Raw genomic sequence first — 12,890 nt, forward strand, 5'->3', positions numbered from 1 at the left:
AAACAATTCTTTATTTTTTGAAAATACTGTTAGATAATAATACGCTAGAATGAATTGCCAACCGGAACAAGATTATACTCAATAATTATTTCCGGCTCTAATCGAATGGCTGTTTTGACGGCACTGGAAATTAAACAGGCCTTTTCACTCATCTCCAAAATATGTCTTGCCCTTTCTAGTTTTTGGGAATAGGGGATTACGAGTTTTGGTTGCAGAATAATTTCGGTGATAGTATATTTACCATCAATCATATCAACATTGCAAATGGATTTACTATCAAAACTTATAAATTGCAGTTTTGAATTTTCGGCAATCGATAGAAAAGTAGTCAACAGACAGCTGTTTATCGATGCAACAAACAGATGTTCAGGCGACCAAATTTCTTCCATTCCTTTAGGGAATTCAGGAGGTGTGGCCACTTCAATATTTTGTGGCAAAACTGGAGAGCTTAAAAGTCCTTTTCTTTTGCCTTTCCATTTCAGATTTACTTCGTAAGTATACATTATATAAGGTTTTTAGTGAGAATTTCAATTCAGAAAAATTATTGTGCCACAAAGCCGCCATCTACTGCCATGGCATGACCGGTTACAAAAGAGGCTTCATCGGAGCACATCCACACGACCGCGTTAGCAATTTCTTCGGGTTGACCAAAACGCCCAACAGGTTCCAGACCTGTAAATTGTTCTATTGCTTCTTTCGTTTTTCCGGTAAGACGGTCTATCATTGGCGTTTGTATTACGCCGGGACAAACGACATTCACTCGGATTCCGAGTTTAGCGCATTCTAGAGCCGCAGTTTTTGTTAATCCTATTACACCATGTTTAGACGCTACATAAGCAGGCAAACCAGCGAATCCAACCAGTCCGGCTACCGAAGCACAGTTTACAATAGTGCCTTTGCCTTGTTTCAGTATTTCGGGGATTTCATATTTCATGCAAAGCCAAATTCCTTTTAGGTTTATACCAATGGTTTTATCCCAATTCTCCTCTGTACATTCGTGAGTAGGTGCGGATTTTCCTTCAATACCGGCATTGTTATACGCATAATCCAATCGGTCAAAAGCGGCAATGGTTTTTTCTACCATTGCTTTTACGTCTGCGGTTTTGGACACATCGCATTTGATAAAAATAGCTTCACCTCCCAAATCTTTGATGCCGTTTACCGTTTCATTGCTTTCGATCCAATCCACTATGGCCACTTTAGCTCCTTTTTTGGCGAAAGCAAGTGCCGTGGCTCTACCAATCCCAGATGAGCCGCCAGTCACAATGACCACCTTATTTTTGAATGTTGTTTCCATGATTATTTTTTACATTAGAATTTTTCTTTTTGTTTTCTTTTCCGCTTCCAAAATATTTTCAATTCCCTTTATCAATGCATCTGGATTAAACGAGATGCTATCGATGCCTTCATTCACTAAAAATTTAGCAAATTCTGGGATGTCGCTTGGTGCTTGTCCGCACAATCCCACTTTTATCTCAAAACGTTTCGCCACCCGAATCGTTTCCTTAATTAAATATTTTATAGCTGGATTTTCTTCATCAAACAAATAACTTACTAATGCGGAGTCGCGATCTAAACCCAATGTAAGTTGTGTTAAATCATTGGAACCAATAGAGAAACCGTCAAAGAGTTTTGCATATTCATCGGCCATTAATACATTGCTTGGGATTTCAATCATCACATATACTTCCAGTCCGTTGACGCCTTGTACTAATCCGTTTTTAGCCATTTCATTAAGGACATTTTCTCCTTCTTCGAATGTTCTGCAAAAAGGAATCATCAGTTTTACATTATGGAGTCCCATTTCGTTCCGTACTTTTTTCATGGCTTCACATTCTAAAGCAAAACCTTTTCGATAAAAATCGCTGTAATAACGGGAAGCACCACGAAAGCCAATCATGGGATTTTCCTCATCAGGTTCATAATATTTTCCACCAATTAAGTTGGCATATTCATTACTTTTAAAATCACTCATTCGCACAATCACATCTTTAGGATAGAAAGCGGCAGCTACGATGGATACTGCTTCGGCTAGTTTATCAACGAAATAAATTTTAGGATCTTCATAGCCTTTGGTTAACGCGGCGATTTCGGCAACAATGTTCTCATCGGTAATTTTTTCAGGTTCACACAACGCCAGCGGATGAATTTTGATGGTATTCGATATGGCAAATTCCATTCGCATTAAACCCACACCCTGATTGGGATAATGGCTTAATTCAAACGCTCTTTCCGGGTCGGCAAGAATAAGCATCGGGTCCGTTTTTGGCATTTCAAGTTTGCTGAAATCCTGTTCCGTTATTTCCCATTTTAATTGTCCATCATAAATATTTCCTGCTGTACCTTCGGCGCAGGATACCGTAATTTCCTGACCATTTTTTATCGTTGAAGTTGCGTTTCCGCAGCCCACCACGGCAACGGTTCCTAATTCCCGAGCTACAATGGCGGCATGGCTGGTGCGTCCGCCTTTATTGGTAATAATTGCTGAAGCTCTTTTCATAATAGGATCCCAATCGGGATTAGTTAAATCAGTAACTATAATTTCTCCGTTTTGCAACAAATGTCCTTCTTGTGGACTATTTAAAATACGCACTTTTCCAGAAGCAATTTTATCGCCAAGAGCAATTCCTTGGGTTAAAAGCCTGCCTTTCTCTTTGAGTTTATAGATTTCTCTAACTTGCTTATTTGCTTTCCCATGAACGGTTTCCGGACGTGCCTGAACGATATAAAGTTGGTTATTCAACCCATCTTTAGCCCATTCAATATCCATTGCTTTTTTATAATGTTTTTCAATTTTATAACACCATTGAGAAAGTTGAATTACTTCTTTATCGCTTAACGAAAACTGGTTTTGTTTTTCTAAGGAAGTATCAGTATTAACAATTGTATTTTCTGCGGATGAACCTGTGGATTTATCGGCATAAATCATCGTAAATTCTTTTCTGCCGCATTGTCTTTTTAGAATAGGATCTAAATCTGTATTTTCTAAAGTGGGTTTAAAGACAACCCATTCGTCTGGTGTAACGGTGCCTTGAACAATATTTTCACCCAATCCCCAAATGCTATTTATGATGATGGTGTTTTCGAATCCGCTATCGGGATCAATGGTAAACGCCACGCCTGCAGCTGCTTTGTCGCTTCGTACCATTTGTTGTATGCCCACAGAAATCGCAATGTCTAATTTGGCAAAGCCCATATCATGACGGTATTTTATGGCGCGGTCCGTAAATAAGGATACATAGCAGCGGTGTACGGCATCGATTAATTGTTCTTTTCCGTTGATATTCAAAAACGATTGCATTTGTCCCGCAAAACTCGCTGTAGGCAAATCCTCAGATGTAGCGCTGCTTCGTACCGCCACATCTAGATTATTTATGCCACATTGTTCACTAAGCGATTGGTAGGCAGTATCTATTTCATCCCGAATTGCTGAAGGAATGACTGCTGATAAAATAAGGTTTCTTGCTTTTTCTCCAATGGAAGAAAGATTGGAATACTTTTTTGTATCCAATGAAAATAATAAATCTTTCAGAGGTTTCTCCAGATTATTTGTTTTACGGAAAATGCGGTATGCCTCTGCAGTAATTGCAAATCCGTTGGGAATGCTAATGCCAATTGGATTGAGTTGATTGTACATTTCGCCAAGAGAGGCATTTTTACCGCCAACTTTACCAATGGCTTCAATGCCAATTTGGTCGAAAAAAAGGATGTGTTTGTACTTTGCCATTTCGTATTTTTTTAAATAGAAACAGACCATTATTAGTCTATTAGAATAGTAACAATAGAAAAATATTTGAGGCAGAATGTTTTAGTTAATCGGATAGTAAGTTTTTGTAATTCAGAAGTAGGTTTGAAATTTACATATCATTTCTTTTGGTTTAAAAAAGAGGGTAGTAGGTGTTCCTGCTTATTGAAACCAATACTGTAAATTTAAACAAATAATTTTTTTATTGGTACAAAAAAAATGTTTTTTTTTATTTTTATTCTTATTTAAGTGATTAAAAAACAGTAGTTTGTATTTTATTTTATTAAAAATGATACAGATGGAAATTCAGCGGAGAATACTGTTTTTTTTGGGATTAAATTCGAAATGTTTTTTGGTATTGTTTGAATGAGAGGTGTGTAAATAATGGGTAAGAAAAATAAATGTAATTCTTTGGGATATTAAGTTTGGAAAAAGATTTATAATTCAAAAATAATTTTATTTTTGTAAGGATACCAGATTTGTAAATTTATTATAAATATAGTAAGTACAGCTATAAAAATTTCGAATAAATATTTATTCGAAGGCTATAAATTACAGCTTCTGGAGTCTAATCTGTTTAAAGAAAAGCCCCAAAGATGAAAATAAATCCAAAACCGGAAAATGAAATAGAAAGACTCAAAGCGCTGGAAGAGTATTTAATTATGGATTCTTTACCGGAAAAAGAATATGATTCGATTACTCAACTGGCCTCTTATATTTGTGGAACTCCTATAGCCTTGGTAAGTTTAATAGACGAACGAAGACAGTGGTCTAAATCAAGTGTTGGGTTAGGTGTTGCTGAAACTACAAGAGACTTGTCTTTTTGCCAATATGCCATTATGGGTGAAGACGTTTATGAAGTCAATAACGCTCTGGAAAATGAGTTATTTGCTAAAAATCCTTTAGTGACAGGAAATCCTAATATTCGATTTTATGCAGGAGCGCCACTTAAGGATGCAAATGGTTTTAATTTAGGTTCACTATGTGTAATAGACACGGAATCCAGAATACTAAGCATTGAACAGAAAAATGCTTTAAAATTGCTTGCCAATCAAGTCGTTTTATTATTGGATTCCCGGAAAAAAAATGCGGATCTTCTTAAATCTCAAAAAGAATTCCAGAATTTTATTGAACTTTCTAAAGATTTGGGTTGTATTGCTAACGTTGATGGTTTCTTTTATAAAGTTAATTCTGCGTTTACCGATGTATTAGGGTATACTAAAAAGGAATTAGAAGGGAAGCCATTTATAGATTTTGTTCATCCGGATGATTTAGATAAAACTTTAAAAGAAGTAGAAAAACTTTCAAAAGGAGAGAAGACCATCAGTTTTGAAAACCGTTACCGCTGTAAAAATGGCGAGTGCATATTATTGAGTTGGAATGCATCTCCAGATCCTGATACAGGAAATTTATATTGTATAGGTAGAGACATAACAAAGGAGAAAAAAGCGGAGCTAAATTTGATTAACAGCAATAAATTATTAGACGAATCACAAAGTATAGCTAAAATAGGGAGTTGGAAATTTGATTTAATTACAAATGACCTTATTTGGTCTAAGGGTCATTATCAGATTTTTGATTTTGAGGAATTACCATCAGATCAACTTTTTAATGCTTATCGCAATAGAATACACCCTGATGATTTGTTAAATCTTGACAAAGTACTTGAAAACACACTAACAACTGGTGCTGATTTACATTATAATCATAGGATTCTATTTCCTGACGGAAGTTCAAAATATGTTGTAGGTATAGGGAAGCCTCATAAAAATGGAAAAGGAGAGGTTGTTGGGATTCAAGGAACCATTCAGGATATTACTGACAAAACATTAGCTGAACAAAAAATACAAGAAAAAGCGAAAGAAATAAACGATATTAAATCGGCATTGGATGAATCGGCAATCGTAGCCATTACGGATCAAAAAGGCATTTTTTCTTACGTTAATGAAAATTTTTGTGCGGTTTCTAAATACTCGAAAGAAGAACTAATAGGGCAAGATCAACAAATTATTAGTACGGGCTATAATTCAATAGAATTTAGAAGAGATGTATTTGTGACCATTGCTAATGGAAATATTTGGAAAGGAGAAGTAATGAATAAAGCAAAAGACGGCTCTTATTATTGGGAAAGCGCCACAATAGTCCCTTTTTTAAATGAAAAAGGAAAACCGTATCAATATGTAGCCATTAGTTCAAATATTACAAAACAAAAATTAGCACAGGAAAATTTAAATAATGCATTAGCTAATCTCGAAAAGAAGAACAAGGAGCTGGATCAGTATGCTTACATCGTTTCACATGACCTTAAAGCACCACTAAGAGCCATAAATAATCTTTCGGAATGGATTGTTGAAGACATGCCTGAAATGCCGGATGCCGTTAGCGCTAATTTTGAATTATTGCGTGGCCGCATACAGCGGATGGAAAACCTGATTAATGGCGTTTTGGAATATTCCCGTATAGGACGGACAGAAATTGAAAAAGAAACAACTGATTTAAAAAAGATGTTGAATCAGATTATTGATTTTGTTGTTCCCATTGAAGGATTTGAAATTTCAATTGCTGATAATATGCCTATTATTGAAACTGAAAAAATACTTTTACAACAGGTTTTTAGCAACCTTATAAGCAATTCAGTGAAGTATAATGATAAACCCATTGGAAAAATAGAATGTTTATATGAATCATTACCTGATTTTCATCAGTTTACCGTAAAAGATAATGGTCCCGGTATCGCTGAAGAATACCATAAAAAAGTATTTGAAGTTTTCCAAACCATTGAAGCACGAGATAAAAAAGAAAGTACGGGTATAGGTTTGTCTATTGTTAAAAAGATAATTGAAGAAAAAGGAGGCAGTATTTCCATAGAATCTGAAAATGATAATGGAACAAGTTTTGTTTTTACCCTTCCTAAATAAATGAATATGACCGAGTCAGAAAAAAAATGTCAGGAGGAGTTAGTTGCCCTTAAAAAAGAATTTGAAGAGTTTGTTTACATTGTATCACACGATATAAAAACACCAATGAGAGCCATTTCAAACATTACAACCTGGATTGAAGAAGATTTAGGGGGTAATGCAGACAAAGAGGTTTTAGATAATTTTAGATTGTTAAAAATCAGAGTGGAACGTCTTGAAAACATGATGAATGCATTGCTTGAACTTTCACGTGTTAGCAGGAGTGAGATGGAATTATATGAAGTAAATATTCCAAAATTAGTTAATGATTGCATTGAAATGTTAGATAATAAGTCAAATGCTGAATTTCATTTTACGTATCATCTGAAAAAGGAAAACATTGTTACTTTGGGTAAGAAATTGCAAAAAGTACTGTTCAGTTTACTGGATAATGCAGTTCGATTTCATGATAAAGAAAAAAAGAATGTATTTGTTGAAGTAAACGAAAATGAAACTGATTATGAAATAAAAATAACCGATGATGGCCCAGGAATACCAGAAGGAGTAAAAGATAAAATTTTTTCCATTTTCTATACGGTAAATTCGAAAGATGTTGTAGATTCAACCGGTGCAGGATTAGCAATTAGCAGTAAAATAATTAAAATGGTAGGAGGAGCATTTCAATATACTCCAGCAGTAAATAGCGGTTCAATTTTTACATTTAATTGGCCAAAGCAATAAGAATAAAAAATTAAAATTATGACACAAAGATTGGTAAACATTTTATTGGTTGAAGACGATGAGGTTGATGTAATGAATGTTAAAAGAGCATTCTCTAAAAATAACATTAAAAACCCGCTTTATGTAGCAGGAAATGGAGTTGAAGCATTGGAAATGCTTGATGATAAGATTATTCCTTTACCAAAAATTATTATTTTGGATATTAACATGCCAAAGATGAATGGAATAGAATTCTTGAAAGTTTTAAGGGAGAATGAAAGGCTTAAAAATATTTCTGTGTTTGTCATGACTACTTCAAATGAGGACAGTGACAAAATTAAAGCCTATAATTTGAACGTAGCCGGATATATTTTAAAGCCATTGTCTTTTGAAAAATTTGTTGTTTCAGTTTCTACACTTAATAATTTCTGGCAATTGTGTGAAATGTAAGTTTTTTTCTTAAATTTACGTTATGAGGAATTCAAATATCTTATTAGTAGACAGTTGTAAAGCTGATTTCGAAAATGTAAAAAAAGCATTTAACGAAATTGATGTTAAATTCACTTTGCATGTGGCTCAAAACGATACGGAAGCTTGGTTAATGTTGCAGGGAGATAATAAAATATCACCAATCCCTAAAATCGTATTGATCGATATTAATGAGGAAAGTGTAAACGGAATAAATTTATTAAATAAGATACGAATTCATCCGGATTTAAAATCAATTTTAGTGTTTGTTATCACAAGAACTGATAATGAAAGAAATAAAGCAGCTGCTTTGAATCTAAACATAGCCGGATATATGCATAAACCAGACGATAGCAAAAAAATGACAGATTTTTTTTCAATACTTAATGACTATTGGAATATCATTGAATTTTCAAGTGAAAAAAAATAAAATAATATGGCTGTTGCTCTAAAAATACTGATAATTGATGATGATAGAGTTGATTCGATTACCATAATTCGTTCGATATCTCACTCAGGAATTATTGCGGATGTTGAAAGTGCTTTTTCAGCCAAAGAAGGCATTGAAAAGATTAAATCATTTCATTATGACTTGATCTTTTTAGACTACGTGATGCCCGATAGTGATGGAATTTCCTTTTTAAAAAAACTACGGGATTTAGGGGTAGAAACTCCGGTTATTTTTGTCACTTCACAAGGAGATGAAAAAATTGCCAGTCAGGCTATTCTAGGCGGAGCTTCTGATTATATTCCAAAAACATTACTAACTCCTGATGGCATTTCGCAAAGTATCAGAAATGCAATTAAACTTCATGATAGTCTTGAACTGCGTAAAAAAACAGAATTAGCTTTAAATATTAATGCCAACAGGCTTTATGAAGCTCAAAAATTGGCCAAGATTGGGAGTTGGGAAATAAATCTAAATGATGGGGGAGTTTTTTTCTCGGAAGAAGTTTTCAATATTTTTGAAATTGACAAAAATAGTATTCCTTCCACAGCGCTCATTAAATCATGTTTAATTAATTCTGACGATATTGAACTTTTTGAAAACAACCTCAATTATGTCAAAAATAGTAATTCAGAAGTACAGTTTAGCCATAGTTTATTGTGTAAAAATGGAACGATTAAGTACATTAATGAGTTTATAAAATGTTTGAATGATGAACATAATGTACCATTCAAGATTTTGGGCACCATTCAGGATATTAGTGAGCAAAAACGCATTGAAAAGGAATTAATAAATGCTAAAGATATAGCAGAGCAATCTGTTAGGGTAAAAGAACAGTTTCTGACTAACATGAGTCATGAAATTCGTACTCCAATGAATGGAATAATAGGGTTTGCACGAATTCTGGAAGGCACAAATTTAGACAGCAATCAGAAGCAAAGTGTGGAAGCCATAAAAAGAGCCAGTAAAAACTTATTGGTTATTATTAATGACATCTTAGATTTTTCTAAAATAGATGCTGATAAAATGACATTTGAAGATGTAAATTTCTCCTTGTCAAAAAATATAAATTCAGTAATTGAATTGCTTTCTCCGATTTCAAAAGAGAAAAAAATAAAATTATTGTGTGAAATAGATTCTCAAATAAATGATTTTTTAATTGGAGACCCAACACGATTATCACAAATATTGATTAATCTGGTTGGAAATGCTTTAAAATTTACGGAGAAAGGGTATGTTGAGTTAATCGTTACCCAAGAGAAAGAATCTGAATTTGATACTTTTATCCGATTTACTATTATAGATACAGGCATTGGTATTCCTGAAAATAAGATTGATTCCATTTTTGAAAGTTTTAATCAGGCATCAAATGAAACGACGAGAAAATTTGGAGGTACGGGTTTAGGACTCACGATTACCCGTAAACTCATTGAATTGCAAGGCGGAATAATAACAGTAGAAAGTGAAGTTTCAAAAGGGAGTGAATTCTCCTTTTTAATACAATATAAAAAGGCTCAAAAAGGAATTGTAGAACCTATAAAAGTTAAAAAAGAAGAATTATCATCTAATTTCTTAAAAGACATAAAAATACTTTTGGTTGAAGACAATGAACTGAACCAACTTTTAGCAATCAAAGTATTTGCAAAATGGGAAAAAGAAATTGATATAGCCGATAATGGAAAAATTGCCATCGAAAAAATAGAGAAGAATGATTACGATATTATTCTGATGGATATTCAAATGCCGGAAATGGATGGAAATGAAGTTACAAAATACATACGAACCAATATGGGATATAAATCGAATATCCCAATAATAGCATTAACTGCGCATGCTACATTAGTTGAAGAAAAAAGAAGTTTAGAAAGTGGCATGAATGATTATCTGTCTAAACCTTTTGATTTTAATGTATTGCTTGAAAAATTACACCATAATTTAATGAATGGAGATAGAATTAAATCTTTTGATTTATCAGAAGATGAAGAAGTAATAACCGAAAAATTAATCAATTTTAAATATTTAAATGAATTTGCTGACGAAGATGCCACTTTTATCGAAAAAATGGTATCCTTATTTTTGCATAATACTCCTGTAGCTTTAGAAACTATACTCGAGGCAAACGGGATTGATAATATAAAAGTTTTAAAAGCGGAAGTACATAAATTAAAATCTTCCATCAGTTTGTTAGGCATAACAAAAGCATCCAAATGTATTGAAATTATTGAAAGCGAAATTGAAATAAATCCTTTGGGACAAAAGCGAAAAGCAGAAGTTGAGAAGTTTTATGAAATCTGTCAGCTTGTTTTCAATGAATTGGAAATAATCCATGGTTTTTCTAAAATATAGCATATCCGCAAAACCAAATCAGACTAAAAAACGTAAATGCTATTATAAATAGTAACAATTATAATAAATGAAAATACTAATAGCAGAAGATGATGAGATGATGCTAAAAACGATGGGGTTTAAGCTGATCCGTGAGGGGTATGAAGTTATTTCATGTCCGGACGGTAGTGTTGCATTAGATAAAATAGTTTCTGAGAATCCGGATCTTATACTTTCAGATATCGAAATGCCTTTTGCTTCTGGATTAGATATCGTTCACAAAGTAAAAGTAGAGTTAAAATTAAATATTCCAATAATTATATTATCATCTTTAGGTTTAGAAAAAACCGTATTAAAAGCTTTTGAATTAGGTGCGGATGATTTTATAACAAAACCGTTTAGTCCTAATGAGTTAATCGTTAGAATCAAGCGACTGTTATTAAAATAGAAACTTAAAAACTCCTTCTTCGTTTAAATAACAAGAAGGAGTTTTTAATATTTACCACTGTTGGTTTAGGGATTACTTCGCTCAATTGCCAGTCAGCAACATTTTTATTTAGGCTTGTAAATATGAATGGACTGGCCCACTAATTTCCATTGCCCCTCTATTTTTTCTAATAGCCTGATTTCATAAGAGAATGTTTTTTTGCCATCCTTTGCGGTTGATTCTTCATCATGGCTTACCCAGGCATTATTCTCGTGGATACTCATTTTGTAGTTGGTATTCACTGAAAAGCCACCGTTACCCATTGCACTGGGATTTGTATCGATCATCGCAGTTGGAGGCACATCTATTGTAACACCTTCTGCGGTCGAAACCAATATCCTGCTGTACGGCTGAATGTACCAACATTCCGTATGGCCTTTACTATCAGCAGCTCTCCATGTGGCTGATTCTTTTTCCAGTAGACTCTTTATTGATTCAGATTCATCAATTTTTTGACTGTAACCTAAAATGCTGATACTTATAATTAAGTAAAATGATAATTTCCATTTCATATTGATAGTGTTTATGTAATTCCATTAAAAAAATATTCTGGGCGAAAGGCGATGTTCTTGTCAGCTTTAAAATTCACTAGGGCTAAAAAACTCAAATAGTGTTCCTTCGAAATTAATTTAAAGTAAATATATGCGATTTAAACTATAATTAAAACAATTTTCCCACTATGTAAAGTAAAAAGAAGTAACCCGCAAAACTGCACCGAGAAGTTTCGAGGAACGCATCCGAAAAATCAATGACCCGAGCCAATAGGCGAACAGGCGAAGCAAATCCAACGAGGATGGTTAAACTATTTTCGGGGGACGAGTATTCAAGGAAAGTTACGGGATATTGATGGCTGGTTGCGCAATCGCCTGCGCTACTGCATTTGGACGGACTGGAAGAATTGTAGTGAAGCGAAAATCACGAATACCAAAAAGCAATAAAAACGCATGAGCTAAAACCGAACGTAAAAGGAAAAACCTGATGCGACTAGGAGTTGACAAAGACCATGCTTATGCTTGGAAGGGCGGAGCGTTAAAAAAATGTCCAGTGGACATTTTTAGCGAACGAGCCAGCAGGCGCGGGGGAAAGAAAAGGAGGCTGGCGTATTGCCCAACTGCGAAGCACATCACGAAAACCAAAATTTAAATAAAAATTTGAGTAAAGTCCGATTCTAACCACTACAATTACCCTACAACGGCTGAAGAAGAAAGGCTATCAATCGATGCTGGAGATTTACATGGAACTCAACCCATCATCCCGAAGCTTCCTATCGTGTGGACACATCTTTATGTAAATTCCACCCCTCGGTCAACGATTTAAAGCTTTTTAAACCCAACCATAGAGTAGTTATTCCGGGCTTCCTTTCCTTGGCATACCCTTTCCATCCGCCCATTCTTGCTATACACCATACATACCTTTTTAAATCTTTTTCTTTATACGGATTCTTGAGTTTTTCTGTTTTCCCTTCTAGTTTCTCAATTTGATACTCTAAACATTCTTGCTCCTCAACGCTAAAACAAGCATCTGCTTCGATGTCTAATTCGGGTTGGTCATATGCTATTCGCATTAAAAACAGTTTGATGGCTACCTCCATTATCATCAAGCATAGTTTTCTAACTGATTTCGCCGACTCTAATTCGCTAGCTTCTATATTAAATCCTTCTTTTTTTAATATTTTAAACACCTCTTCTATCGTCCAACGCCAACTATACCACTCGATACAGTTCATGGCCATTGTGATACTATCTACAGGCAGGGTAGTTAGGATTCTCCAACATATTTTGTCTTTCCCGGCATAGCCTA

General features: G+C 34.2%; 11 protein-coding genes and 1 pseudogene. 7 read left to right on the forward strand and 5 right to left on the reverse strand.

The annotated features are described in order from the left end of the window. Positions 1 to 44: 44 nt before the first annotated feature. Genes FNW38_RS07315 through ppsA form a run of 3 tightly spaced genes read right to left on the reverse strand, consistent with a single transcriptional unit; the run spans position 45 to position 3,727 of the window. Complete coding sequence (locus tag FNW38_RS07315) at positions 45 to 503, reverse strand: OsmC family protein (RefSeq protein WP_143386490.1); 459 nt, start codon at positions 501 to 503, stop codon at positions 45 to 47. Positions 504 to 541: 38 nt separating this feature from the next. Further along, positions 542 to 1,297: an SDR family oxidoreductase gene (locus FNW38_RS07320; RefSeq protein WP_144064720.1), complete on the reverse strand. Its 756-nt coding sequence runs from the start codon at positions 1,295 to 1,297 to the stop codon at positions 542 to 544. Between the two features lie 9 nt (positions 1,298 to 1,306). After that, positions 1,307 to 3,727 carry a phosphoenolpyruvate synthase gene (ppsA, locus tag FNW38_RS07325; RefSeq protein WP_144064721.1) on the reverse strand — a complete coding sequence of 807 codons (2,421 nt, stop codon included), beginning with the start codon at positions 3,725 to 3,727 and terminating at the stop codon, positions 1,307 to 1,309. A 614-nt stretch (positions 3,728 to 4,341) separates the two neighbouring features. Here ppsA and FNW38_RS07330 point away from each other — a divergent pair. The 6 genes from FNW38_RS07330 (at position 4,342) to FNW38_RS07355 (ending at position 11,051) form a co-directional block, all read left to right on the forward strand. Continuing rightward, on the forward strand, positions 4,342 to 6,663 hold the full coding sequence (locus FNW38_RS07330) for a PAS domain S-box protein (protein WP_144064722.1): 2,322 nt from the start codon (positions 4,342 to 4,344) through the stop codon (positions 6,661 to 6,663). A gap of 6 nt (positions 6,664 to 6,669) precedes the next feature. Continuing rightward, on the forward strand, positions 6,670 to 7,383 hold the full coding sequence (locus tag FNW38_RS07335; protein ID WP_144064723.1) for a sensor histidine kinase: 714 nt from the start codon (positions 6,670 to 6,672) through the stop codon (positions 7,381 to 7,383). Positions 7,384 to 7,401: 18 nt separating this feature from the next. Continuing rightward, complete coding sequence (locus FNW38_RS07340; RefSeq protein WP_143386495.1) at positions 7,402 to 7,812, forward strand: response regulator; 411 nt, start codon at positions 7,402 to 7,404, stop codon at positions 7,810 to 7,812. Positions 7,813 to 7,834: 22 nt separating this feature from the next. Next, on the forward strand, positions 7,835 to 8,260 hold the full coding sequence (locus FNW38_RS07345) for a response regulator (protein ID WP_143386496.1): 426 nt from the start codon (positions 7,835 to 7,837) through the stop codon (positions 8,258 to 8,260). A 6-nt stretch (positions 8,261 to 8,266) separates the two neighbouring features. Further along, on the forward strand, positions 8,267 to 10,624 hold the full coding sequence (locus tag FNW38_RS07350) for a response regulator (protein WP_144064724.1): 2,358 nt from the start codon (positions 8,267 to 8,269) through the stop codon (positions 10,622 to 10,624). Positions 10,625 to 10,691: 67 nt separating this feature from the next. Further along, on the forward strand, positions 10,692 to 11,051 hold the full coding sequence (locus tag FNW38_RS07355) for a response regulator transcription factor (protein ID WP_143386498.1): 360 nt from the start codon (positions 10,692 to 10,694) through the stop codon (positions 11,049 to 11,051). A gap of 104 nt (positions 11,052 to 11,155) precedes the next feature. On the opposite strand, the gene FNW38_RS07360 is transcribed toward FNW38_RS07355, so the two are convergent. Further along, positions 11,156 to 11,602: an endo-arabinase gene (locus tag FNW38_RS07360; RefSeq protein WP_144064725.1), complete on the reverse strand. Its 447-nt coding sequence runs from the start codon at positions 11,600 to 11,602 to the stop codon at positions 11,156 to 11,158. A gap of 309 nt (positions 11,603 to 11,911) precedes the next feature. On the opposite strand from FNW38_RS07360, the gene FNW38_RS17980 reads away from it, so the two are divergent. Next, positions 11,912 to 12,028 (forward strand): hypothetical protein, encoded by a 117-nt coding sequence (locus FNW38_RS17980; RefSeq protein ID WP_235890166.1) that lies wholly within the window; start codon positions 11,912 to 11,914, stop codon positions 12,026 to 12,028. A 326-nt stretch (positions 12,029 to 12,354) separates the two neighbouring features. Here the strand turns inward: FNW38_RS17980 and FNW38_RS07370 are convergent. Continuing rightward, positions 12,355 to 12,890 (reverse strand): annotated as a pseudogene (locus FNW38_RS07370) (IS4-like element ISSysp3 family transposase); the annotation flags it as partial.

The sequence above is a fragment of the Flavobacterium gawalongense genome, from assembly GCF_007097265.1.
In the GTDB taxonomy this organism is placed as follows: domain Bacteria; phylum Bacteroidota; class Bacteroidia; order Flavobacteriales; family Flavobacteriaceae; genus Flavobacterium; species Flavobacterium gawalongense.

Bases quoted from the DNA above. Each gene is read 5' to 3' on its own strand.
- FNW38_RS07315 (WP_143386490.1), bottom strand. From the start codon at position 503: ATGTATACTTACGAAGTAAATCTGAAATGGAAAGGCAAAAGAAAAGGA.
- FNW38_RS07320 (WP_144064720.1), bottom strand. From the start codon at position 1,297: ATGGAAACAACATTCAAAAATAAGGTGGTCATTGTGACTGGCGGCTCA.
- ppsA (WP_144064721.1), bottom strand. From the start codon at position 3,727: ATGGCAAAGTACAAACACATCCTTTTTTTCGACCAAATTGGCATTGAA.
- FNW38_RS07330 (WP_144064722.1), top strand. From the start codon at position 4,342: ATGAAAATAAATCCAAAACCGGAAAATGAAATAGAAAGACTCAAAGCG.
- FNW38_RS07335 (WP_144064723.1), top strand. From the start codon at position 6,670: ATGACCGAGTCAGAAAAAAAATGTCAGGAGGAGTTAGTTGCCCTTAAA.
- FNW38_RS07340 (WP_143386495.1), top strand. From the start codon at position 7,402: ATGACACAAAGATTGGTAAACATTTTATTGGTTGAAGACGATGAGGTT.
- FNW38_RS07345 (WP_143386496.1), top strand. From the start codon at position 7,835: ATGAGGAATTCAAATATCTTATTAGTAGACAGTTGTAAAGCTGATTTC.
- FNW38_RS07350 (WP_144064724.1), top strand. From the start codon at position 8,267: ATGGCTGTTGCTCTAAAAATACTGATAATTGATGATGATAGAGTTGAT.
- FNW38_RS07355 (WP_143386498.1), top strand. From the start codon at position 10,692: ATGAAAATACTAATAGCAGAAGATGATGAGATGATGCTAAAAACGATG.
- FNW38_RS07360 (WP_144064725.1), bottom strand. From the start codon at position 11,602: ATGAAATGGAAATTATCATTTTACTTAATTATAAGTATCAGCATTTTA.